This window comes from Ferrimicrobium sp. (assembly GCF_027319265.1).
Taxonomy (GTDB): domain Bacteria; phylum Actinomycetota; class Acidimicrobiia; order Acidimicrobiales; family Acidimicrobiaceae; genus Ferrimicrobium.
Window position 1 is genome coordinate 58,183 of record NZ_DAHVNP010000049.1, and the last position, 24,451, is coordinate 82,633.

The window sequence follows — 24,451 nt, forward strand, 5'->3', positions numbered from 1 at the left end:
GCTACAAGCCTACCACCTGCAGACGTTCTGGCTTATAGAGACCGAGTTCCTCAAGAACCTCGCGCAAATAGGGCCGCGTTCGGGGCGTAATGATCTCGCCAGGAGCTACCGGCAGCGATTGGGTCAGCCCACGAATCGCATCGTCAGGGATCAGCTCGCCGAGCAACCCGATCTCAGCGCAGGCCAGCAGTGGCCGCTTGAGCGCGTGCCCACGCCGCGAACTCACCAACGCGATAGCGAGTGCCAGGTCGATCCGAGGATCGACGACGACACCACCACTGGGTATGGCAACAAGCACCTCGCGTTCCGAAAGATCGAGATCGCAGTGCTTGTCAATCACCGACATCAGGTAGCGCACCCGATCAACTTCAATCCCACGCGAGAGGAGTCTGCCTTTGGACTTCGCTCCTACCAGCGCATTAACCTCAACGACTTGAGCCAGTCGTCCCACGCGCACCCCAGCCCAGGCCCGTCCCACCTCTGGGGTGCCCTCAAGGCGATTGCTCTCCTCGATCATATGGATACCGTTGGCCTCGAGCGAGAGACGGCGAACCCCATCACTTGGGCCAAACCGATTCTTCCTCACCATTACGCGGCGTACTCCAGGAGCACCAGTGGGTTCAAGCATCAACGAGGCATCGACCATGTGTTCCACGTACCGAGGACCCAGAAGATCTCCATCCTTGGTGACCTGGCCAATGACGACGACCACGAGTTCACGTTGCTTGGCTACTTTCACGACCGCGTCTACAAACTCCTTCATCAAGGTCACCCCGATGGCCAGGGCCTGTAGCGAGTCGATGACGATAAACCTCGCCTCGGTGGCCTCCATGGCCGCCAACGCCTGATCGCTGTCGCGAGTGGCGAGCACAAGTAGTTGGTCGTAGGAGCCAGCCAAACGTTCCGCTCGCTCAGCGAGCTGCAGACTCGTCTCCTCTGCCGAGATGTAAAGACTAGGGGTCGACTCCATGATTTTGGCCGACATACCAAGAATGAGCGAGGACTTCCCCACGCCCGGCTCACCCGAGACGAGGACTACGGATCCGAGGACAAATCCATCTCCGAGTAGCTCATCAAAGCCCGATACACCGGAGGTCAAACGCCGCTGACGCCCACGCACTACCCTCGAGAGTGGCACAGGTGCCTCATACGCCTTTGTCGCCGACGCGGCGACAGTCTCCTCGGCGATAAGACCCCACTGGCCGCAGCCAGAGCACTGACCCATCCAGGCAAGATGGACTTCACCACAACCGGAGCACCGAAATCTCTGCTTCATCTACTCCGGTCTAGTTCGAGACTCAGACAGCCATGCCCTACCAACGATGCGCGCACATCCCCTCAGGCAAGCGACGATAAGACTATTCAGCGCTTGAGGACTCAGCGAGCTCCATCGGCGTGGTATCAACCCCTTCGATCACACGGAAGACGACGTCTTCCCCATCCAGATCAACCACTACCATCTCGCCTGGATGGAACTCCTTATTGAGCAATCGTTCAGAGAGCGGGTCCTCAATCAGGCGTTGCAGCGTGCGTCGTAACGGACGTGCACCGAGTTCGCGGTCGTAGCCGACCTTGGCTAGATGTGCACGCACCGACTCGGTCAGCTCAATGCCGATCGCCTTGGTCTCAAGTTGCGTCTGTATCCGCTTGAATAGGAGATCAACGATCTGCTCTACCTCTGGCTGCGTCAACTCGTGGAACACGATGACCTCATCAATACGGTTCAGAAACTCGGGCTTAAAGTGCGACTTCAGAGCCTCATTGAGCTTGATTCGCATCTTCTCATGATTCACAGCGTCGGTGTTCTTCGAGAATCCCACCTGACTCTTGTGCAGATCGGCACTACCCAGGTTTGAGGTCATGATCAAGATGGTGTTCTTAAAGTCCACAGCTCTACCTTGGGCGTCGGTTAGACGACCATCCTCCAAGATTTGCAGCAATGTGTTAAAGATGTCGGGATGCGCCTTCTCGATCTCATCAAAGAGCACCACCGAGAATGGCTTCCTTCGCACCGCTTCGGTCAACTGCCCACCCTCGTCATAGCCGACGTACCCAGGAGGGGAGCCAACCAGGCGTGCCACGGTGTGCTTCTCCATATACTCGCTCATGTCGAGCTGGATCAATGCATCCGGATCGCCAAAGAGGAACTCCGCCAATGTCTTGGCAAGCTCAGTTTTACCGACACCGGTTGGGCCAAGAAAGATAAAGGAGCCAGAGGGACGCCTTGGATCCTTCAACCCAGCGTGCGTGCGTCGGATCGAACGAGACAGCGCAGAGATCGCCTCCTGCTGCCCAACGATACGGCGGTGGAGCTCATCTTCCATCCGGAGCAGTTTGGCGGTCTCCTCCTCGGTCAAACGATTGACAGGGATACCCGTCCACATCGCAAGAACCTCAGCAATGACCTCCTCATCGACAACTCCGTAACGCTCCTTGCCCTCCTCTTTCCAGGATGCCTCAAGCTCACTCTTGCGCTGGGCCAATTCGCCCTCTTTCGTCGAGAGCCGCTTCGCCTCATCGAAGTTTTGGCGAGCTAACGCTGAATCCTTGTCTTTGCGCGTGCGCACCAGATCATCATCGATCTTACGCAACTCAGGCGGAGAGGTTACCCGCTTGATACGCAGTCGACTACCCGCTTCGTCGATCAAATCAATCGCCTTATCGGGAAGAAAACGATCCGAGATATATCGATCGGCCATATTGGCGGCCGCTACGAGCGCCTCATCGGTGATGGTTACGTTGTGATGAGATTCGTAGCGCTCACGAAGGCCCTTCAAGATCTCGAAGGTATCCTCGATCGAGGGTTCTCCCACCGTAATCGGCTGAAATCGACGTTCAAGCGCAGCATCCTTTTCGAAATGCTTGCGATACTCATCGATCGTGGTCGCCCCAATCGTCTGTAGCTCACCTCGGGCCAGCATTGGCTTGAGAATCGAAGCAGCGTCAATCGCTCCCTCTGCGGCACCAGCACCGACAAGGGTATGGATCTCATCGATGAAGAGAACAATGTTCTCCTTGGTACGCACCTCTTTGAGAACCTTCTTCAACCGCTCCTCAAAATCACCGCGATACCGGCTTCCCGCCACCAAGGCTCCGAGATCAAGGGTGTAGATCTGCTTGCCTCGCAGAGTTTCAGGAACGTCGCCTTGCACGATCTTCTCAGCAAGACCCTCCACAATGGCGGACTTACCAACGCCAGGCTCACCGATCAGCACGGGATTATTTTTCTGTCGGCGCGAGAGAACCTGCATCATCCGTTCGATCTCACGATCACGTCCAACGACTGGATCGAGTTTGTGCTCTCGAGCCATCTGTGTGAGGTTGCGACCAAACTGGTCAAGGACGGCAGACCCTCCGGACTGCTCCTGACCGGTCGATGGACCCACCCCTGCGCCAGCCGGCTGCTTACCTTCGTAGGTGGTAAGGATCTGCATGACCTGAGAACGCACTCTCGTCAGATCGATACCAAGGTTCATCAGCACCTTCGACCCGGTTCCTTCACCCTCACGGACGAGGCCAAGCAACATGTGCTCGGTACCGATGTAGTTGTGGCCGAGCTGCAGTGCCTCTCGCAATGAATACTCAAGCACCTTCTTGGCGCTTACGGTAAAGGCTGGAGAGTTCGGTGTAGGGCCCGACGAAGGCTCAGCAAGCTTGACAACCTCCTCCCGGAGGCTCTCCAACGTGACACCAAGTGACTCGAGCGCCTTTGCGGCGATCCCATCGCCTTCGTGCACAAGACCAAGCAATATGTGTTCCGTGCCAATGTAATTGTGGTGGAGAAGCTTAGCTTCCTCCTGAGCGAGCACCAATACCCGGCGAGCACGATCCGTAAAACGTTCGAACAAGTTAACTGCCTCCTCATCGAGATTCCTAGCCGGAGTCACCCGGCGACACAATCCCGATCTATGTTTTCATCAGTCTAGTCAACACCAACGACAAGCTTTCCATGCCCGCCTACATCTTGGATAGCGTGAGAACACCGTTTTCTCACTCTATCCCTTGGGTCCCCCGTCATCCCTGGGGTCCCCTATCCAACCTATCGCCACGCATCCTTGATCATACGACGGCCAACCGATCCCCCTCACACAACCCCCAGGTTTCTTGCCCAACCTCACCTGCCAAACCTTCTAGGGCGCGAATCCACTCGCAGTAAGGTTGTCCTGATGCCCACAACGACGTCTCTCATCCTTGGCTGCTATCGTCCCGACTTGACCAAAACCCAACCAACAATTTGCTGGCTCCCCAAACACCTGGTCCACCAGCAGGTCAGCTGGACATCGATGACGAGATATTGGCGACCAGTATTGTGCTTATCATTCGAGAGCCTCTAGGGTAGAGGATGGTGGAATACGAAATCAGTCTAACAGAGCCATGGATGAGCCATTCCCTAGCACTTCTTGAGGAGCAGCTGCGCGAGGCCGCGGTTACCGGCGACCCAATGATCAGTGAAGCAGCAACCCATCTCATCGCGGCAGGAGGTAAACGTATCCGGCCGATGATCTCGTTCGCGGTCGCTCATGCCCTCGGCTGGTCGCCAGAGAAAATCGCCTCCTATGCGGGATCTGCGATGGTGCAGGGTGCCGTGGCCGTTGAACTCGTCCATCTGGCCTCGCTGTATCACGATGACGTCATGGACGAAGCAAGCGAACGTCGCGGCGTCCAGAGTGTCAACTTGAAGTTTGGGAATCTGATCGCCATCGTTACCGGCGACTTTCTGCTGGCCAAGGCCGCTGGTATCTCCGCGCGCCTAAGCCAGGAGACCGCGACCCTGCTCGCTGACACCCTCGCACGTATGTGTGAAGGGCAGATCCTTGAAGTCGCCGCCGCCCATCGTCTCGATCGCAGTCGTGCCGAATATCTCGCTGCGATCGCGGGAAAGACGGCCTCCCTGATGGCGGCGTCGGCGCGCATTCCCGCCTTGATCGCTGGCCTACCAGCCGATGAGATCGCGATGCTTACCGAGATCGGCGAGTCCATTGGGATGGTCTTCCAAATCAGGGATGACATCATGGACATCTTCGCACCCAAGGAGATCTTGAAGAAGGAGCCTGGACAGGACCTTCTTGAGGGGGTCTACACTCTCCCGGTCATCCTCTTCCTCGCCGATCCGGCGGACGGCCAAGCGTTAGCCCGGCTGCTTCCCAACGCCAATACCGGCAGAAACCTCCGGCAAATCGCCGAGTTACTCCGTAGTTCGGGAGCACTCGACGAATCGCTTGCGACCATGGATCACTACCGGGACCGTGTGGGCGAACTCACCGCCCACTTGAGTCAGTACGACTTCAGCTGGGTCACGAATCTCTTCACACAACTCATCGACTCCACCCGCGTCGCGGTTGATCAGGGGACAGGGTTCCTCCGACTAGCTACCTAGCAGTACTTCACCTTTGGCGAGATCATGCACCACATCGCTCCCAGCCGCAGAGTCGCCTCTCTTGTGCCAGTAAGCGTAACCCAGCAATATTTCCACTCGACTTCACGACGATTCCGGACGAAGCGCCGGGAACGCAATCACCTCTTTGATATGTGGAGCGTCTGTTAACAAAACCACGAGACGATCGATCCCGATGCCGAGGCCACCGGTTGGGGGCATGCCATGTTCAAGGGCCCGAAGAAAGTCCTCGTCCAACACCATGGCCTCGTCATCTCCTTGCAATCGAGCCTGTGCTTGCTGGAGAAATCGTCGACGCTGCTCATCTGGATCATTCAGCTCCGAGTAGGCCGTGCCAACCTCTCGTCCCATGATCACGAGATCAAACTGCTCGACACGGCCAGCCTTGGCAGGATCACGGTGATCCCTTGCTAGCGGCGAGACCTCTTTGGGAAAGTCAAGCACAAAGGTCGGCTCCACCAGCGTAGGCTCCACCAGCTCCTCATACAGCGAGAACAGAATACGCCCAGGGCCGTCGCCTTCGTCTACCTTGACCGCATGGTCAGCGGCGAGCCGTGCGAGCTCTTCTCGCCCTTGTTCGAGCCGGATCGTCTGGCCGATGGATTCGCTGACGAGTTCCTCCATCGTCGCACGGCGGAATGGAGGAGTAAGGTCGATCACCTGACTCTGACAGGTGATACGTAAGGAACCCTGCGCCGACATCGCTGCATGCGAGATAAGTGCCTCGGTAAGGTCAATCATCCCATAGACATCCGTATAGGCCTGATACACCTCCAGCATGGTGAACTCAGGGTTATGCCTCGGAGAAAGCCCTTCGTTACGGAAGTCACGACCAAGCTCAAAGACCCGCTCGAAACCTCCCACCACAAGCCGCTTGAGGTAGAGCTCTGGGGCAATCCGGAGGAAGAAGTCGGCGTCAAGTGCATTGTGATGGGTTACAAATGGTTTCGCAATCGCACCAGAGGCAACCGGCTGAAGAATGGGTGTCTCCACCTCGATAAAACCGCGATCAGTCAGGTCACTGCGCACCTGTGCGATGATGCGAGACCGGGTAAGCAATCGTTCACGCACCTCTGGATTGGCCCACAGGTCAACATAACGTTGGCGATACCGGGTGTCGGGATCAGTAATACCGCGCCATTTATCTCCAAAGTTACGACGGGCACGCGCAAGAAGTTGCCAGGCCGCCACCTCCACAGATAGCTCACCACTGCGCGATGTCATCACCTCTCCAGTGACGCTGACCCAATCGCCTAGCACGCGCTGATGGACAAAACGTTCGAAGTCCTCCGTGGTCTCACGACGCAGTAATAGCTGGATCTTCCCACTCGAGTCAACAAGATCGCCAAAGGCCAGCTTGCCTTGACGCCGGAAGCGCATCAGACGTCCTGCAATCGTTACCACCCGACCAGTCTTGCTGTCTGCACCTAGGTGCTCGAAGGACGCGCGGACCGGGCCAATCGGCTCCACCGCCGCCACCTCATAGGGGATAACTTCATCGGTCAGTGATTCTCTCTCATCGTTCACTGACTCTGTCTCATCGTTCACTGAGTAACCCCCGTCGCTCCGTATTCGTCGTCGGTGGACGATTCCGCTCCCAGATGAGTCTAAGGCCGTGCAAGGTGAGCCATGGCTCGACCTGGGTGATGACGGGGATAAAGGGTGCCAACAACTCAGCGAGACCACCCGTCCCAATCACCGTCGCTGGACCGATCAGCTCCTCGGTATCGGCAACAATCTGGGTCACCTGTCCCTTGATTCCATAGAGCACACCCGCCTGAATCGACTCAACCGTCGTCTTGCCGATGACCGACCTCGGCGCTACAAGCTCGACTTTACGCAGCGCTGCGGCCCGAGAGATGAGTGCATCGAGTGCGACCATCACGCCCGGACAGATCGCACCCCCGAGATAGTCACCCTCAGCGGCAACCACATCGAAGGTGGTAGCGGTTCCCAGATCAACGATGATCGCTGGACCCCCATAGAGGTCATGGGCGCCGACTGCATCAGCAAGTCGATCTGGTCCAACCTCAGCAGGGTTGTCATACCGGATCGTAAGACCGATATCAAGCCCACGACCGAGTACCAGCGGCTCGATCGCCAACCACCTACGGGACACATCGATCATCGCCTGGGTTGCACTTGGTGCGGAGGAGGAGATAATCACTCCAGCCATCCCACCAGCAGCCATCCCCGCAGACAGGGCCAACCCTCGAGCATCGATGAACTGGCGCAGCAGCAGGTAGATCTCATCGACGGTGCGATCGATCCTCGTCGCAAGGCGTAGATGGGCCAACAGCCCATCCTCGGCTCTACGACCAACCCCCGAAGGACCAAGCTCGTAAAAACCAAAGACAGTTTCCGTATTGCCGATATCGACGGTGAGCAGCAGCTCAGTCACTGCGATGCCTCCTGTTCATTCCTCAAGCTCAGGGGTTGGCCTCGATCACTGTCGCCTCTGTGCGTCGAATCTCGCTCATTGGTGCCCCAACGGCCCGCCACGCGATCGAATCGGGCAATCCTGACCACTTCTTCGGGGATGGAGCTGTCGAAGCCGAAGGCTCTTGCCATCTTGGGATCGATTTCAGCCAACGGTACCAGCACAAAAGCCCGCTCCGCCATTCGAGGATGCGGAACACAAAGATCGGCGCTCGTAATCGTCAGGCCAGGGATAGTGAGGATATCAATGTCAAGCGTGCGCGGGCCAAACCGTACTAACCGTTCCCGTCCAAACGCTGCCTCAATACGATGAATGTGGGCGAGCAGCGCAAAAGGTGACTGGTCCCAGGTCATCGTCATCACGGCGTTAAGATAGTCAGGCTGGTTGGCCGGTCCACCAACTGGTGCGGTGCGGTACAGCGATGATACCGACAATGACTCCCCCAGCTCCACGAGCGCACTCTCCATCTGGCGCTGAGGATCGACAAGGTTCGCGCCTAATCCAAGGTAGACCTTCACCGCTGAGTCGCCACCGCGCCGCCAGAGATTGGCGTGACCAACGTCACGATTACCCCATCTGAGACGAGCGAGATAGGAGGTCGACACTTGGTGACCGAGATCTCAATCGACTCGATTCGTGAGCACTCCGCAACATCGAGGATGCCAATGGTGATGCGCTCGGCCACCGTCTCGAGGAGCTTAGGGGCGGGCTCAAGCGCCGCTGGAATCACCTGATCCAGTAACGAGTAATCGAAGGTACCCCGAATGTTGTCATGGAGACCACGATCCACCTTGAGGAGCAGACGGACTCCGATCCTGATTGGCTGAGGAGCGGCTCGTTCAGCCTCCGACAGGCCTACATGGGCCATGAGTTCAATGTGGGGAATGTCGATGATGTCACTCATTGTCTTGCCTCGCGAGCTCCATTGCGTCGATCAGCCTGAGATACTCCATCACCGGAGTGACCTCATGCACGCGAACCACCGAGGCCCCATGCGTCAGCGCCCATATATTCGCTGCCAGACTCTCCTCTTCGCGTTGTGCGGGGTCTTCGATCCGGTTGAGCCTCGAAAGACCGGCTAAAAAGGACTTACGCGAGATCCCGACGAGGACAGGCGCACCAAGATCACAAAAACGCATAAGATGGCGCAACAGCTCCAGGTTATGGTGGATCGATTTGCCGAAACCGATGCCCGGATCGAGATAGAGTTCCTGGACACCAAAGGTCTGTGCATCTTGACGACACGCCGCAAGGAAACGATACACCTCATCGACGACATCGGTGTAATGGGGTGCTTGTTGCATCGTCGTTGGATCACCCTGTGCATGCATCGCGACCCAACCCGCCCCAAACTCTGCCGCCACCCGGCCAAGTGAAGCACTGACGTCATTGACGATGGTGGCTCCATGCGCGAGTGCCGACCGAGCAACTGCTTCCTTACGAGTGTCGATCGAGACCACACCGACCTCGGCAAGCGCCTCGACTACCGGCAAGACTCGGCGTTCTTCCTCATCATCGGGGACCGTTCGCGCTCCTGGACGGGTTGACTCACCACCAACATCGACGATCGCGGCTCCCTGGGCAAAGAGTTCCCTGCCGTGGTCAATGGCGTCCTGAGTATCAACATACCTACCTCCATCGGAAAACGAGTCAGGAGTGACGTTGACGATCCCCATGACCGCCGGTCGTGGTCGATGCGACGGCGCTAGGGTCCCACTCATCGCGCACCAGCCGACACCGTGAACTCAGTGCTGACTCGAACCCCTGGCTTGTTCACTCCACGCATCGACATGCATAGGTGCTCAGCGACCACACTCACCTTGACCGCACGAGATCCGGTCACTTTCGCGATATCCTGGGCGATGTCCCGAGTCATGCGTTCTTGGAGTTGGAGGCGATGCGCATGTCGTTCGACGACGTGGACCAGCGCCGAGATCCCGACGACCGCGTCTACAGGCAGATATTCAATGGTTACGTTTCCAAAGAACGGCAAAAGATGATGTTCGCACAACGAGTAGAAGCTGACCGCCTCCAAATGGACCGACCCACCATCGTTGAGTTCAAAACGCACCGCCGAGGGCTCTAGCTCCCCCAACCCGTCAGTTGCCGACTCAAGAAAGGTGATCCAACGCTCCGGCGTATGGTCGTATACCTCTCGATCGAACTGTACTCCGCTGCGGCCACCAAGGTAAGCAAGAATCTCCCCAACGGCAGCAACCGCCTCATCGCGTGTGGTCACTAGAGCTTCTCACGATACTTCGCGATGTACGAGAGGTTCCGATACTTTTCCGCCACATCAAGACCATACCCGACGACGAACTCCCGTGGAATCGAGAAACCAACGTAGTCAGGTGCGACTAATTCGCGCTGCTCACCCTCTTTGAGCAGCAAGGTACACACCCTCAGCGACTGAGGATTTCTGGAACGCAAGTTGTGCAACAGATACCGCAGTGTGAGTCCACTCTCAATAATATCTTCGACCAACAAGACATCGCGATCCACAAGATCGATGTCGAGATCCTTGATAATTCTTACGACACCGGAGGTCTTCGTTGCATCACCATAGGACGAGACCGCCATGAAATCGACACTCACCGGGAGATCAATCGCTCTTGCAAGGTCAGTCATAAAGACGAAGGCACCCTTGAGAACGCCGATCAGGAGCGGAGAGCGACCCCGATAGTCCTGGGTGATCGTCGCACCAAGCTCCTCAACTCGCTGTGCGATTCTTTCAGCACTGACCACCACCTCACCGAGATGTTTGTCCTCATCACGCCAACCCATACCTTCAACCTCTCTCCGCGAGCCCAGCAACCCAATCCATCTTAGGACCGTGACATCATCGTTACCCTCAAGGACAGCTCCTTGTCAAGGTGACGCTCCAGCCCATCAGATGCGATGGGAGGAGCCGTCTTCACCACAGCGATCACCGGTGTCTTCTCGGCCGACCGCGAGCAGCACACAGCGTCAGCGGCCTCCTCGATGCTAGGGCCGCCGACTCATCACCGTAGGACCATGCAACAGCTCCTGAGTTGTGGAACGACTGGGCAATCAGCCCTGCGTAGCGCCCCAATAGCTACTCATAGTGGAAACTGTAGGAGACAACTCCCGTCATTGTCGTAAAACATGAGTTCATCACCTATTCTTCGAACAGTGATCGCACCAACGATCTGATGGGCCCTCCGCTGGCCGACCGCGACCTCACGGATCGCTTCAAGGTGCGCACCATCGAGCCTGAGCCCCAAGCCTTTCGAAAGCAACCCATTGAGTTGGTGGCGCGCGAGTATCGGAGGGAGCTCCTCCAAGCGCCAGGGCACCTCATCTAAGAGCACCTCCACGGCCGCTGCGTACTCCTGAGAACGCAGGGCTGTGCGCGCGAGAATAGGAATCACATCACGCTGGACGATAGCCGCTGCCAACGGTAGAAGCTCGCTCCGTACACGATTGCGAACAAAACGCGGATCGACGTTGCTGGGATCATCAAAGGACCATATGCCAGCCGCATCACAGAGAAGATGGAGCTCGGTGCGGCGTAGACGAAGGATGGGGTGTCTACGTCCCGGCTGCATGCCGCCAACTCCTACCAGACCCGCACCTCGCAACAGATTGGCGAGCACCGTTTCCGCTTGATCGTCCATGGTGTGGGCAGTCGCGGCATCTCCGAGTTTCATGAGTCGCGCTTGCCGTGCTCGATCCTCGAGGTTACCACCCGTCTCCAGGACAACGCGGTACTCCAGGACGCCAATGCCGTACGGTCCCAAGGCGTCCGCAATCATGGCTCCCTCGACGTTTGAGCCAGTACGAAGACCATGGTCAACGTGGATCCCGATGACCTGTTGATGGTTTGCCCACGCAAGGAGGGCAAGACCCATCGAGTCACGCCCGCCAGAGATCCCAACCCGTACCGGTTCCTGCCCCCACAGATCGAGATCCGAACGCGCGATCAGTTCCCGAAGCGAGACACCACGACGACTAAGTTCTCCTGCTATGGCCTCTCGACGCGCACTCGGCATGGGAGTCAATTTATCCTGGATCGCCGACGGGAGGTGGCGCCTAGGCTCTTCGGACCGATGGCGTCCTTTGTGACATGCGACGAAGCCAACAAGCTGGATCCGTCAGCTCGTCAGCTGTTGGCAGGCCATCTGGCGTATTAAAGACGCGCTGAGGTGCGCGTTCATCGGCCTCGGCGATCGCCTGAAAAAACTGCAGCCCCACGGAGTACTGGCGGCGCTTCGATGCAATCCCAGAGAACTGGGCGACGATTTTGCCTAGACCGGCGGCCTGCCTTCGTTCGTCGATCACGTCCTCAAACGCATCCCGATGAGGGATCACCTCCGTTGATACCTGGCGCATCACCCACTCGGCATGTCCTTCGGCGACCGTCATCATGGTGGTCGCCTCCTTCGCCACTGCCCGAAGTCGTTCTGGCAGAAAGAGGGTGGCCACGTCAATCGGCTCACCCGAGCCAAGACCGCGTAATCTCGCCAAAACCTCACCGACCAGATCGATCGGAGAGATCGTCGAGGCCCTAAAGAGCTGCCCCATCAATTCGAGAAGACGTTCGCGGAACCAAGGAACTCCATGGAACTGCGCCCGATGGGTGAGTTCATGCACGAGGACCCACAACGCAACCTCATCGGCGTCTAACTGCGCGTGCGCCGCAAAACGGTTGATGTTCTCATCGACCATCCACACGGCAGGTGAGCCGACAGCGAAGGCCGGATCGTACTGTCCGAGCACCTTAGAAGCGAAGCCCCCCAACAGGGCACCGAGTGCCACCGCGTTCAGTTCAGCCATGCCGATAGAGCTCAAACGCGATGGTGGGGTCAACCGCTCGATCAGTCCGGCGTAGGAGTTGATATTACGCTCTGCCCAACCCTCACGATCGACCCCCTCGATAGTGAGGGTGCCAAGATCAAGCTCGAGACCCGTCAGCTCATGGACGACACGACTCGCCGTGGCTGCGAGCCTCTGATAATCACGATCAGTGTGCCCGGCTGACTGGTGAATGAGGAGTTTTGCTGTCGTACTAGCAATACGACGGGCGACGACTTCAGCCACACCACACCTCCTAGCGTTAGCCTAGGCGATCTTTTTGCGCCCACGTGTTCGTGGGACAACAAGAGGTTCGTGGAGATAACAGTATTTACCCTTGTTGTAGATTGAGAGCGCGGTCCCGCACCCAGGTTCTTTGCACACTCGGCCCTTATCAAAGGTCCGAGCGGGCCGACCTGTTCCAGACGTGTCTGGAACGTTCACTATTTGATCCCCTCCGTAAGGCATACAACCTATAACGGATCAAAGATTGGAACTATTCCGAACTTCCATTCGGAGCGAGGCGGTCCTCCTCCTCGATCAACAACGCGAGCTTGTGCATAAGACTCGGGGGCACCTGCTCCTTGGAGTGCGAGACGATCACTGCTCGCAGCTCAGCTTCGAACTCGAAGGCCTCCAGACATGATCCACAGTGATCGAGGTGTTCACGCACCCGTTCACGCCGATCGTCAGTGAGCTCGCTATCGAGAAACTCATAGAGCTGCGCAATCACCTTCCGGCACTCTTCCGGCTCGTCATCACTATCGACTGTTCTCAAAGCATCCATATCCTCGATGATCCTTATGACCGGCTACCCTCTTCGAGATTACCACTTACCGCGGCTTTCCGAAGTTCCAACTCCAATAACGCTCGTTGCATCGCTCTTCTTCCCCGATGTAGCCGACTCATCACCGTTCCCAGCGGTACCTCCATGATCTCAGCGATCTCCTTATAGGAGAATCCTTCAATATCGGAGAGCACAACGGCCAGTCGAAACTGATCAGGCAACGAGTCGATCGCCGCCTTCACATCGGTATCGGTGATCCGATCAAGCACCTCTTCCTCAGCGCTGCGACCAGCCTGCACCGCCTCGAGACCGCCAAGACGACGGTAGAGATAGAGGTCTTCGACGTCCTCGAGGTTGCTCTCATCCGGGCGACGTTTCTTGGCACGATAGATATTGATGTATGTGTTGGTAAGGATACGATAGAGCCAGGCCTTCAGGTTCGTACCCTCTTGGAAGGAACCATAACCCCGATAGGCCTTCAGGAAGGTCTCCTGCACCAAGTCTTCGGCGTCGGCCGCGTTATGGGTCATGCGGAAGGCGGCCGAGTAGAGATTTTCAGCGTACTGCATCGCATCGGAGGAGAAGTTCTTTTTATCCGCCACTCATTATCCAATCATTCGAAGAAATCTGTTGCGTCGAACCGCAACGCCGGCACCGGTGACCCATCCTCGTTGGTCAGATCATTCAATGACCGGCCCCTGACGCAGAGCCCGAGAGGGGATTCGAACCCCTGACCTGCTCATTACGAGTGAGCTGCTCTACCGACTGAGCTACCCGGGCCTAACGTTTGTCTGGGAGTAGCTTAGCTAACCGGAGCGCAGAATCAGCTCAGCCAAGACGACCTGAATGGGAAGATGCAGTTTCAGCGACGTTGAGGCGCGGGCCGCACGACGAAGCCAATCGCCGCTGTCGGCGTGGGAGGCGACAAGAATTTCAAGGCCACATTGAATGATCTCCTCTGACGCCGAAACACTACCGAGATCCTCTGGCGTTAACCGATGGACCAGCTCCATGCACCACCGAGCATCGTCTCGGATCAGACCAGGGAGTTCCTCATACGTGGACAGATATCGCTCTGCATCAGTCAGCCGCGCAAAGAGTTCCACCCTGTCGAGACGGCGCCGTGTCCATCTGATCAGCAACTCACTGGGCTCAAGCTTGTACTCTCGAAAACGGTCCCAGACCTCACTATCGCTTGGCGCTTCGAGTTCGACCGTGAGACAGCGCGACGCCACCGGGGCGAGCTCCGCACCGATCAATGCCGCTGATAGCAGCCATTTCGTGGCGGTAGGAGGCTCCTCAAGCGCCTTCAAGATCACCGGGAACGTCAAACGCAGCGTATCGATATCAGGGATGACAACCACGCGGTATCGTGCTTGTGCAGGAGCGAGGCTCGCGAATCGAACGATCCGCCGCAACTCCTCAACAGGAACCGACTTATGTTGCTCACCTTGTGCCCAGAGGACGTCGGGATGTTCTCCGTCAGCTACCGCACGGCACGACGGGCACTGGCCACACCCTCCGCAGGTGCCGACTAGCGCCTGAGCAATGGCGCCCAACAGCTCGTCAGCGCCACAACCTCGGGGTCCTTTCAGGAGATAACTTGAGGAGTCAGCCGCCAGGGCCTGCGTGATGCGGTCGACCGTCGTGGGTCGATACGCACGGAAGGCAGCAAGTGTCCTCACCCAATACCCTCCTGTGCAAGCACCCCGACAAGACGCTCGGTAACCGACTCGGGCGAACCATCACCACTGAGGAGCACCCACCCAAAGCGACGGGCAAGAATCTGATAGCGCACGCGGCGCTCGTGCCAGCCGTCAAGTCCAGAGAACTCAAAGCGATCAAGGGTGTCGAGTGCCCCCAGTGGTGCGGCACAGTCGAGAATGATGGTGATCTCTGGCCGTCGAAAGACCGGCAGACTCGTAAGCTGGAGGACTACCTCCTCACCCAGCTGAGCGCCTTGGTAGACAAGCGTAGAGGGGGTATAACGGTCAAGGATGACGAGTTCACCACGGCGTAGGGCGGGCTCAATCACTTCGTTGAGATGGCGCGCTCGCCCCGCAAGAAAGAGAAAGAGCTCGGTCCACCCGTCAACTGACTCCCCAAGGAGCATGGTTCGGATCGTCTCTCCCAACGCATCCCCTCCAGGTTCGCGCGAGACACAAACCGACCGCTTGCGCTGTCGGAACCATTGAGCCAGCCGCTCTACCTGGGTTGACTTACCGACGTGGTCGGGTCCCTCCAACACCACCAGGGCACCGCCTTGACGATCATCCACGATCGTTATTGAGCTTAGCCTTGCGTTCATTGAGCAGGTCGAGCGCCTGTTCGAGCGTTACCTCAGTCGGCTCCATTCCTCGCGGAAGCGAGGCGTTGACCTTCCCATCGGTGACATAGGGACCAAAGCGACCGGAGCGTAGCACCACCTTTGCCTCTCCTTCGGGGTCGACACCAAGCTCAACTGAACTGGCACGACGAGCGCCACGTCGCTTTGGTTCCTTGAACTTGGCCAGTGCTTCGTCAAGATCAATAGTGAAGATCTCCTCCGGTTTATCGAGTGAGCGCGTCTCGCGTCCACGCGTCAGGTACGGACCGAACCTGCCATTCTGGGCAAAGATCTCCTGGCCCACCTCTGGATCGATGCCAACCATGCGAGGAAGCGATAGCAGCGAACGTGCCTCATCAAGGGTGACCGACTCCACGGTCATCGACGGGAACAAGGACGCACGTTTGAGCTCCTTGCTATCGCCTTCACCAAGCTGGACATAGCCTCCATAGCGCCCAAGCCGGGCAAAGACTGGAGTCCCATCGACCTCGCCGAGCGGGCGCTCCTTGACCTGGGAGGAGGACAGGAGCGCCAGAGCACTCTCCATCGTCAGCTCATCGGGCGTCACCGTATCCGGCAGACTCGCCGTCTGATCATCGAGCTGCACGTAGGGGCCATAGCGCCCAACTCGTACAACGACCTCGCGTCCATCGTCAGTGAGGCCAATCGGGATTGTATTGACCATACGCGCATCGATCTCGCCGAGGCGGACCAGCACTTCCTCCTTCAACCCATCGTTGTCATCGCCAAAGTAGAAGTGACGAAGATAAGGAATAGCTTCGCGTTCGCCAGAGGCGATGGCGTCCAGCTCGTCCTCGAGCTGAGCAGTGAAGTCGTAGTTCACGAGGTCGGCGAAGTAGCGCTCCATGAGTTGGACAACTGCAAAGGCGACGAAACTAGGGACGAGTGCCTGACCCTTCTTCCATGCGTAGCCACGATCAAGCAGCGTTGAGATGATGCTGGCATAGGTTGATGGGCGACCGATGCCACGCTCTTCCAACGCCTTGACAAGGGTGGCCTCAGTGTAACGGGCGGGCGGGTTGGTGACATGATCGACGACCTCAATACCGTGCTCAATGAGCCGTTGCCCGTTGATGACCTCCGGCAACTCTTGGGCATCCTCATTCTCTTCGATGTGCTCTTGATAGATGCGGAAGAAGCCAGGTGCATTGATGACTCTGCCAGACGTAGCAAAGGTGATAGGAGCCCCCAACGCAAGGGGCTGAACAGCGAGGTTGACGTTGGCTGTCACTGGGGCGTCGATCGTCACCGAGACGACCACCCCGATCGCATCGTTCATCTGCGAAGCGAGCGTTCTTCTCCAGATGAGTTCATAGAGTCGCAACTCATCACCGCTGAGCTGCCCATCGAGATCCTCAGGCGCGCGCCACTCATCCCCTGCCGGTCGAATCGCCTCATGGGCTTCCTGGGCATTTTTGATCTTCGATCGGTACACCCGCGGGTTAGCCGGGAGTTCACCCGCGCCGAATCGAGCACCGATGACCCGACGCGCCTCAGTGAGTGCGTCTGCTGACAAGATGACTGAATCGGTTCGCATATAGGTGATAAAACCGCGCTCATAGAGACGCTGGGCGACACTCATCGTCCTCGACGAGGAGAACCGCAGGCGTCGACCTGCTTCTTGCTGCAAGGTCGAGGTCATAAAAGGAGCGCTGGGCGATCGACGATACGGCTTCTCCTCCACCCGTGTCACCTTGAATGCAGCCCCATCGAGGCCGGCCGCCAAGAGGGTGGCATCACCATGGCTGAGTGCAGCGACTCCTTGGTCCAGCGCCGCGGGGCTGAGGCCACCGGTGGGAAGAAAATCCCGACCCTGGGCTACCCGCTGACCATCGACATGGGTCAAGCGGGCACGAAACTCGCGTGCCTCGTCAGCACCGGCCAGTGTCGCCTCAAGATCGGCATAGCTTGAGGAGCGGAACTGCATCCGCTCGCGTTCTCGCTCAACCAACAGACGAGCCGCAGGCGACTGTACGCGTCCCGCTGAAAGCTTTGGCATCACCTTTTTCCAGAGCACCGGAGAGACCTCGTACCCGTAGAGTCGGTCGAGGATACGCCGCGCCTCTTGTGCATTGACAAGATGCTGATCGAGTGCACGTGGCGACGCGAGAGCCTCGGCAATCGCGTGGTCGGTGATCTCATGAAAAACCATCCGGTGGATCGGGACCGATGGTTTGAGCACTTCAAGAAGATGCCAAGCGATCGACTCCCCCTCACGGTCCTCGTCAGTGGCGAGATAGAGCTCATTCGCATCCTTCAAGAGCGCTTTGAGCTTCTTCACCTGTTCCTTTTTTTCGGCAGGGATGATGTAGAGGGGAGTGAAGTTCTCCTCCACATTGACGCCGAGTCGCGACCAAGGTTGCGCCTTCGCAGCGGCTGGGATGTCCTTGGCGGAGCGGGGAAGGTCGCGGATGTGTCCTACTGAGGACTCCACGACATAGCCATCGCCAAGGAACCGGGCAATGGTGCGCGCCTTGGTCGGAGATTCAACAATGACTAAGGGTTTTGGCATACATCACGCTCTCTCTACTGCAGCTGTTCACGCTATTTCGTAGTCAACGGTAAGAATTCGTACAAGGGATTGATCATAGCGAGGTGGCCATCCACCTCTACCACAGTTCCCTCGGCGCTCACATTCATACCCGAGTTCAGGCCCGGAATCGCACTTCGACCAGGAAATACCAACATCAATCCACCACTCGCGTCCTCAAGTCGGGCCGCCGTCGATGGAGTGCCATGGTAGGAACTCATGCGGATGGAGGATACACGACCGATCACCCGGGTTCGCTCTCGTAGTTTGAGTCCAGCAATTTGGGTCACCCCGTCAGCAACCTCGTCCTGGGTAACCGAAGGATCCAAGGAGGGTTCATCGGTACGAAGTGCCGTCCTGCCCGGCGTACCTGTTGGTGTCGGTGCTGGCTGGCGAGCTGGCTTTACGCGATGGGGTATCAGGATCGGTGTCGCATGAGGAAGCTGCGCAATCACCTCAGCGAGCGATGCGGAGGTTTGATCATGGAGCAGCGAACCAGAGAACCGTGGGTAGATTCGATGTGGGATGAGCACCGATACCTGCGAATCTCCATCGCTCAACGCATCGAGTACCACCTGGCCCGCAGCTCTACGCAACCTGCGGTCCTGACAGTCGAGCAACTCAAGCGGGGTGCGTCCAAGCCCTCCCGACTCCCAGCTTGCGGCCAGCGCCTGGGCATGTTTTTCGTCGGTCACAAAGTGAAGCGCCGTCACTGAGTCCGCTGCGAGGATCCTTGCATAGTTGAGCGCTGTCACCGTCGCCACATCGACCTGGTCAACTAGGATCAGCACCTTGTGCTTGCGCGGCAACACCTCATGTTCGATCGACGCGAGCCCAGCGCTCAGTGCTGCTTGCTCGGAGTCATGAGAGTGCTTGAATCGCGTGAAGATCAGGACCAGCACCGGAACAATAATGACGATGGTCCAGGCACCAGAGGTGAACTTAGTCACGATGAAGGTGATGTCCACTGCCCCTGACAGGACAGCCGCTGCTCCGTTGATCGCCGCGCGACGCCTCCAACTCTTCTCGCGCGTCATAAAGTGGTGCTTGACCATACCAGCCCCGGCGATCGTGAAGCCAGTAAAGACACCGATCGCGTAGAGCGAGATCAAGGTATAGACGTTGGAGTTGGTGGCAACCAGCAGGATGACGGAGACAACCGCGAGAGCGACGATCGCTGTCGAGTACACCAATCGATGCCCTCGAACGGTAAAGCTCTTGGGCAGGAATCCATCGGAGGCAGCGAACGAGGCCAGAAAAGGCAGGCCCGCGAAACTCGTATTGGCGGCCAACGTCAAGATGCCCATCGTGAAGATATCGAGGGCAACGTACAGAATACGACCGATCAACGAGGTGCCAAAGACCGCCTTGGCGATCTGGGAGAGTACGGTCGGGTCACCAGAGAGGTACGGAGTTGCATGGGTGACCGCCGCGAGTCCTGAGACACCGAGAAGAAGAGTACCAAGGATCACGCTCATCACCACCAGCGTGATGCGGGCGTTGCGAGGTTGCGGGTCTCGGAAGACGGAGACCCCGTTGGAGATCGCCTCGGTTCCCGTGAGTGCTGTGCCGCCGCTAGCAAAAGCCTTCAAGAAGATGAAGACAGACGCCCCAAGCAAGAGACCAGCACCGGCGGTACCGGCTGGATAGACCCCAGCTCCAAAGTGGGTATAGACCGGAAGATGGCCGAAAATCCCACGAAAGATGCCGACACCAATCATTAAGAACATCGAACCAATAAAGAGATAGGTTGGCACCGCAAACGTCTTACCGGCCTCCCGAATACCGCGCAGGTTGCCATAGGCGATCCCAATCACAAAGATCACGGTGATCACGGTCACATACGGCGTAAGTGCCGGCACTGCAGAGGCGAGCGCATCCGCACCGGCTGAGATCGACACCGCCACGGTCAAGGTGTAGTCCACAAAGAGCGAGGCGGCCGCCACCCTTGCGAGGCCGGTGCCAAAGGTGTCGCGCGCGACCACGTACGCCCCCCCAGCCTTGGGGTAGGCCTTGATCACCTCAAGATAGGAGGCGGTCACAAAGATGAGAACCACCAGAACCAAAAAAGAAACCGGTACCACCAGTGCGAAGGCGGCGAGTCCCACCGCTGGAACTAGCACACCAAGCATCGCTTCGGTAGCATACGCCGACGATGACATCACGTCGGAGGAGAGGATCGCAAGAGCGGTTGGCTTGCCGATCCGCTGTTCATCGAGGTCCTCGGTCACCAAAGGTGGACCAAGTAGCCGATTCTTAATCCGGTAGCTTAGCTTCTCAGGTACATTGAACGACTCAAGCCGAGGCAGCACACGCGGAGGACGAACCTCGAAACCTCGTTGGAATCGACCATGCGCCGAACCGGAATCTTCATCGGGCATCGTAACTCTCCTCAACGCTCGCTTATGGACGACGATAGTACAGCCTATGCTGAACTTAACCGGTGGGACAAGGCTAAGTTAATCTGGTCTTTTTCGGCGTAATGGAGGTAAGGTGACATCCGACCGTATTCTGGTCGTTGGCTGTGGGCGAGTGGGTGCAGAACTCGCTACCCAACTGGCGACACAAGGGCATCAAGTGACGATCCTCGATCGCACGGCGCGCTCCTTCCGAAGGCTGGCCGACCATCCAAATATCACCAAACTCGAGGGTATGGGCTTTGATCCCGAGATTCTCAAGGAGGCCCATATCGAGGATGCCTATGGACTTGCCGCAGTGACATCTGGCGACAACACCAACATCTTGAGTGCCCGCATCGCACGCGAAGTCTTCGGTGTCCCCAACGTGGTCGCCAGGATTTACGACCCTCGCCGAGCCGTTGTCTACCAACGCCTCGGTATCGCCACCGTTGCCACCGTGACTTGGACAACCGGACAGGCGATCCGGCGCCTCTTTCCTGAGAACACCCCGGTTGACTGGACCGACCAAAGTGGTACCGTCTCTCTCATGGAGGTTTCCTTGCCGTCCTCACTTGCTGGGGTTCCACTCGCCACCCTCAATGTCGGCAATTCGGTCAAGTTTGCCGCCCTACTGCGGGGTTCTGCAACGAAGTTCGTCGAACGCGAGCTCATCGCCCAGGAGGGCGACCGGGCTCTTGTGCTGGTCACCGCTGAGGGTACTGCCCAGCTCAAAGAGATCCTCACAGGAGGGAAAGAATGAACGTCACCATCGTCGGTGCGGGTAAAGTGGGGACATTCTTGGCCAAGGATCTCCACGAGGCGGGACATAACGTGCTGGTCATCGAGCGTGATGAGACACTGGTCGCCCATCTCTCCCATGAGATTGCCTGCCGTTGGCTCGTTGGTGACGGATGTGAGTTGTCGACCCTGGCCACCTGTGGACTCTCAGAGTGTGACGTCCTCGTCGCCTCAACCGGCGATGACGAAGATAATCTCGTCACCTCGCTCCTCGCCAAGCAAGAGTACGCAATTCCACGGGTCATCGCCCGGGTGAACCACCCAAAGAACCACTGGCTCTTCACACCTGCTTGGGGGGTTGATGTCGCCGTCTCGACTCCCCACCTCATCTCGTCGCTCGTCGAGGAGGCGGTCTCAGTAGGATCTATCGTCCGCCTCTTGCAGTTCTCGCGCTCGGGTGCTCGACTGGTAGAGGTCACGCTCGCCCCAGGGTCACCAGCAATCGACCGTACCATTGAGGAGCTCGCCCTCCCCCGCTCGGCCTCCGTCGTAGCCGTCGTACGGGACGGCGACTTAGCGGTTCCGCGAGGTGACACGCTCCTACGTGAAGCGGATGAAGTGATCTGTTTGACGACCGACGAGACCGACGATGCCATCCGTATCGCCCTCATCGCTCAACCGCTCGTCACCAAGTCAGAATAAGAGGCACCAACGATGGAGGGCGTGTTCTTTGACCTGGATAAAACGGTTATTGCACGTGCATCAATGCTGGCGCTCGGTACGAGATTCTTCCAGGAAGGTCTCATCACCCGTAGAACGGTCGCACGGAGCCTCTATGCCCAGACGGTCTATAAGTACTTAGGTGCCAACGAACGCAGGCTCAAACGGCTCGAAAACGCAGTGCTCTCGCTGACTCAGGGTTGGGAGCAATCGATGGTGCTTCGGGTCGTCACCGAGGCCCTAGGCGAGATCATCACACCCTTGATCTACCGGGAGGCGATGGACCTCATCGACCTACACCACCTCGCAGGGCGTAAGGTCTTTCTCGTCTCTGCCTCCCCGGAGGAGGTAGTCGGACCGATGGCCTCCTTCCTAGGCGTCGACGGCTTCATCGGATCACGTTCACGGGTCGACGAGGCCGGCAAGTACACCGGTGAGCTGGTGTTCTACGCCTATGGCCCCTACAAAGTTGAGGCGATCGCGACTCTGGCGGCAGACCAAGACATTGACCTCGCACGTTCGTGGGCGTACTCCGACTCCTACACAGACCTTCCCATGCTCGAGATGGTTGGACACCCGGTCGCGGTGAACCCAGATCGTGTGCTCACCAAAGTAGCCAAGGAGCGTGATTGGGAGATCTTGGAGTTCAAGGAGACAACCAAGGTCTCACGACCCTACCTCGTTCGAACCCTCCGAAACGCCGCTCTCGTAGCGGTCGTCTTACTTGGTGGTTCAGCCCCATTTCTTGGCCGCTCACTTGTGCGACGCCGCCGCACGCACCAATTGTCGTAAGAATCAAGCATCCTCAGAAGATCTCCACGAGATCTCAACCGCTCTGGGCGTGTGCGCAACCATCGAACTCGTGACGCACGTCCAACCCCAGAGGGGCAAGAGGAGGTGAGTTCACCCGCAGCACGCGGTTAGGACGCCTCGGGAGAACCTTCGATGACAGCGGAGCGACCGCCATCGTCGTGGCTTGCTCAAGAACGGCTTATCCGGCTCGGTGATGCGCTTCTCTGCTGACAATCCATCGCCGCTAGGTTCACCAAGCATGTGGAGGCACCGTCGACCCAGTTGCCGACCGACGGGCCACAGGAGCGAAGGACTGATCGCCGACCACAAAGGGACCGCTAGCCAGCTCCGCCATCACACGACCCTATCGACCCGCCGACACGGCTCCGACACGGCTCGTCGTGTGCCTCTTAGGCGAGCGTCTCTCGCACCTTCTTGGCAGCAACAGCCACAAGGGCACCGACGATAGCGAGAAAAATGAGTTTCTTCATCCCTTCACTATAAAGCTTGCGCCTAGCAAATACGTTCAGCTCACCCCGTTAGGAGGTCGCGCGCTCCAATATCTGCGGAGGGGTGACGCAACTTTGACATGGCCCGAGACTCAATCTGGCGAATCCGCTCGCGTGTAAGGTGAAAATATTCTCCCACCTCCTCAAGCGTCCGGGGTTCTCCCCGATCGAGCCCATAGCGCAACTTCAAAATATCGCGCTCTCGCTGATCGAGCGGAGAGAGCAGGCGGGCAATCTCCGACGGAAGCATCGCCTCTGCCACCGCCTCAAAGGGTGACGAGGCAGAACGATCCTCCACTACATCGCCGAGTTCGGCATCGCCGTCGTCACGAAGAGGCTCCGACAACGAGACCGGATCGCCACGAAACTTCAGGGACTCGATGAGCTTATCATAAGGGAGATCGACCTCTTTGGCGAGTTCATTGACGGTGGGGCTTCGACCAAGTTTGAGCTCGAGTCGCATTTGGGCACGTTGGACGCGAGCGAGCGAATCACCAGCGTGGACTGGCAACCGTATGGTTCGCCCCGTATTGGCGATCCCACGATTGATTGCCTGACGGATCCACCACGTGGCATAGGTGGAAAACTTGAAACCCTTGCGCCAGTCAAACTTCTCGACCGCATGAATCAGACCCATATTGCCCTCTTGGATCAGATCCAGGAGCGGCAATCCCGAGGCCTGATAACGCTTAGCGATCGACACAACCAGCCGCAGGTTGCCCTGAATGAACGCCTGCTTAGCGGACTCACCTCTGCGTACGATGATCAGTAACTCTCGACGGCGCTCAGCCGTTAGCCCCTCGCCGTTGAGCTCCTCACGAGCCTCGTTCGCGTCCTCCATCTCGCGGCCAAGACGACTTTCATCATCCTTTGAGAGAAGTGAATGGGTACCGATATCCCCAAGGTACAACCGAATGAGATCCTCTTCGTCGCGCTCCTGTCGTTCCCTGCTCACAGCCGGTACGTCTCCCTCTGCCCG

The 24,451-nt window shown here is 57.9% G+C and carries 22 protein-coding genes and 1 tRNA gene; 4 read left to right on the forward strand and 19 right to left on the reverse strand.

Going from position 1 to position 24,451, the window contains the following annotated elements:
• Window position 1: 1 nt before the first annotated feature.
• Both M7439_RS07400 and M7439_RS07405 read right to left on the reverse strand, forming a co-directional pair.
• Window positions 2-1,276 carry an ATPase domain-containing protein gene (locus M7439_RS07400; RefSeq protein ID WP_298347202.1) on the reverse strand — a complete coding sequence of 425 codons (1,275 nt, stop codon included), beginning with the start codon at window positions 1,274-1,276 and terminating at the stop codon, window positions 2-4.
• Between the two features lie 82 nt (window positions 1,277-1,358).
• Window positions 1,359-3,848, reverse strand: coding sequence for an ATP-dependent Clp protease ATP-binding subunit (locus tag M7439_RS07405; protein ID WP_298347203.1), 2,490 nt, complete (start codon window positions 3,846-3,848; stop codon window positions 1,359-1,361).
• Window positions 3,849-4,378: 530 nt separating this feature from the next.
• On the opposite strand from M7439_RS07405, the gene M7439_RS07410 reads away from it, so the two are divergent.
• Window positions 4,379-5,377: a polyprenyl synthetase family protein gene (locus M7439_RS07410; protein WP_298347205.1), complete on the forward strand. Its 999-nt coding sequence runs from the start codon at window positions 4,379-4,381 to the stop codon at window positions 5,375-5,377.
• A gap of 102 nt (window positions 5,378-5,479) precedes the next feature.
• On the opposite strand, the gene lysS is transcribed toward M7439_RS07410, so the two are convergent.
• From lysS to M7439_RS07490, 16 genes are all read right to left on the reverse strand, one after another.
• Window positions 5,480-6,943 carry a lysine--tRNA ligase gene (gene lysS / locus M7439_RS07415; RefSeq protein WP_298347208.1) on the reverse strand — a complete coding sequence of 488 codons (1,464 nt, stop codon included), beginning with the start codon at window positions 6,941-6,943 and terminating at the stop codon, window positions 5,480-5,482.
• Window positions 6,933-7,796, reverse strand: coding sequence for a type III pantothenate kinase (locus M7439_RS07420; RefSeq protein ID WP_298347210.1), 864 nt, complete (start codon window positions 7,794-7,796; stop codon window positions 6,933-6,935). Before M7439_RS07420 ends, lysS begins: the two co-directional genes overlap by 11 nt.
• Entirely contained in the window at window positions 7,793-8,353 is a 561-nt protein-coding gene (gene folK / locus M7439_RS07425; RefSeq protein WP_298347211.1) for a 2-amino-4-hydroxy-6-hydroxymethyldihydropteridine diphosphokinase, read from the reverse strand. The genes M7439_RS07420 and folK overlap by 4 nt, the downstream gene beginning before the upstream one ends.
• Entirely contained in the window at window positions 8,350-8,739 is a 390-nt protein-coding gene (locus M7439_RS07430; RefSeq protein ID WP_298347213.1) for a dihydroneopterin aldolase, read from the reverse strand. The genes folK and M7439_RS07430 overlap by 4 nt, the downstream gene beginning before the upstream one ends.
• On the reverse strand, window positions 8,732-9,556 hold the full coding sequence (gene folP, locus M7439_RS07435; protein ID WP_298347214.1) for a dihydropteroate synthase: 825 nt from the start codon (window positions 9,554-9,556) through the stop codon (window positions 8,732-8,734). Before folP ends, M7439_RS07430 begins: the two co-directional genes overlap by 8 nt.
• On the reverse strand, window positions 9,553-10,074 hold the full coding sequence (locus M7439_RS07440; RefSeq protein ID WP_298347216.1) for a GTP cyclohydrolase I: 522 nt from the start codon (window positions 10,072-10,074) through the stop codon (window positions 9,553-9,555). Before M7439_RS07440 ends, folP begins: the two co-directional genes overlap by 4 nt.
• Window positions 10,074-10,619, reverse strand: a complete 546-nt coding sequence (gene hpt, locus M7439_RS07445; RefSeq protein ID WP_298347218.1) for a hypoxanthine phosphoribosyltransferase — start codon at window positions 10,617-10,619, stop codon at window positions 10,074-10,076. Before hpt ends, M7439_RS07440 begins: the two co-directional genes overlap by 1 nt.
• 296 nt (window positions 10,620-10,915) lie before the next feature.
• On the reverse strand, window positions 10,916-11,848 hold the full coding sequence (tilS, locus tag M7439_RS07450) for a tRNA lysidine(34) synthetase TilS (RefSeq protein ID WP_298347220.1): 933 nt from the start codon (window positions 11,846-11,848) through the stop codon (window positions 10,916-10,918).
• Between the two features lie 40 nt (window positions 11,849-11,888).
• Window positions 11,889-12,896 (reverse strand): zinc-dependent metalloprotease, encoded by a 1,008-nt coding sequence (locus M7439_RS07455; RefSeq protein ID WP_298347222.1) that lies wholly within the window; start codon window positions 12,894-12,896, stop codon window positions 11,889-11,891.
• A gap of 250 nt (window positions 12,897-13,146) precedes the next feature.
• Entirely contained in the window at window positions 13,147-13,428 is a 282-nt protein-coding gene (gene rsrA / locus M7439_RS07460; protein WP_298347223.1) for a mycothiol system anti-sigma-R factor, read from the reverse strand.
• A 23-nt stretch (window positions 13,429-13,451) separates the two neighbouring features.
• On the reverse strand, window positions 13,452-14,039 hold the full coding sequence (locus M7439_RS07465; protein WP_298336289.1) for a sigma-70 family RNA polymerase sigma factor: 588 nt from the start codon (window positions 14,037-14,039) through the stop codon (window positions 13,452-13,454).
• A gap of 105 nt (window positions 14,040-14,144) precedes the next feature.
• Window positions 14,145-14,217: transfer RNA gene (locus tag M7439_RS07470), tRNA-Thr, on the reverse strand.
• Window positions 14,218-14,243: 26 nt separating this feature from the next.
• Window positions 14,244-15,122, reverse strand: a complete 879-nt coding sequence (locus M7439_RS07475; RefSeq protein ID WP_298347225.1) for a hypothetical protein — start codon at window positions 15,120-15,122, stop codon at window positions 14,244-14,246.
• Window positions 15,119-15,715 carry a dTMP kinase gene (tmk, locus tag M7439_RS07480; RefSeq protein WP_298347226.1) on the reverse strand — a complete coding sequence of 199 codons (597 nt, stop codon included), beginning with the start codon at window positions 15,713-15,715 and terminating at the stop codon, window positions 15,119-15,121. Before tmk ends, M7439_RS07475 begins: the two co-directional genes overlap by 4 nt.
• Window positions 15,708-18,296, reverse strand: a complete 2,589-nt coding sequence (gene topA, locus M7439_RS07485; protein WP_298347229.1) for a type I DNA topoisomerase — start codon at window positions 18,294-18,296, stop codon at window positions 15,708-15,710. Before topA ends, tmk begins: the two co-directional genes overlap by 8 nt.
• 32 nt (window positions 18,297-18,328) lie before the next feature.
• Complete coding sequence (locus tag M7439_RS07490) at window positions 18,329-20,695, reverse strand: amino acid permease (RefSeq protein ID WP_298347230.1); 2,367 nt, start codon at window positions 20,693-20,695, stop codon at window positions 18,329-18,331.
• Window positions 20,696-20,807: 112 nt separating this feature from the next.
• Here M7439_RS07490 and M7439_RS07495 point away from each other — a divergent pair, with 112 nt between their 5' ends.
• The 3 genes from M7439_RS07495 to M7439_RS07505 are packed head-to-tail and all read left to right on the forward strand — an operon-like array spanning window position 20,808 to window position 22,963.
• The gene (locus M7439_RS07495) at window positions 20,808-21,473 is read left to right on the forward strand and encodes a TrkA family potassium uptake protein (RefSeq protein WP_298347231.1); all 666 of its coding nucleotides are present in this window, start codon (window positions 20,808-20,810) and stop codon (window positions 21,471-21,473) included.
• Complete coding sequence (locus M7439_RS07500) at window positions 21,470-22,153, forward strand: TrkA family potassium uptake protein (protein WP_298347233.1); 684 nt, start codon at window positions 21,470-21,472, stop codon at window positions 22,151-22,153. Before M7439_RS07495 ends, M7439_RS07500 begins: the two co-directional genes overlap by 4 nt.
• Before the next feature lie 12 nt (window positions 22,154-22,165).
• On the forward strand, window positions 22,166-22,963 hold the full coding sequence (locus M7439_RS07505) for an HAD family phosphatase (RefSeq protein WP_298347235.1): 798 nt from the start codon (window positions 22,166-22,168) through the stop codon (window positions 22,961-22,963).
• Window positions 22,964-23,494: 531 nt separating this feature from the next.
• On the opposite strand, the gene M7439_RS07510 is transcribed toward M7439_RS07505, so the two are convergent.
• Entirely contained in the window at window positions 23,495-24,427 is a 933-nt protein-coding gene (locus M7439_RS07510) for an RNA polymerase sigma factor RpoD/SigA (protein ID WP_298347237.1), read from the reverse strand.
• Window positions 24,428-24,451: the final 24 nt, after the last annotated feature.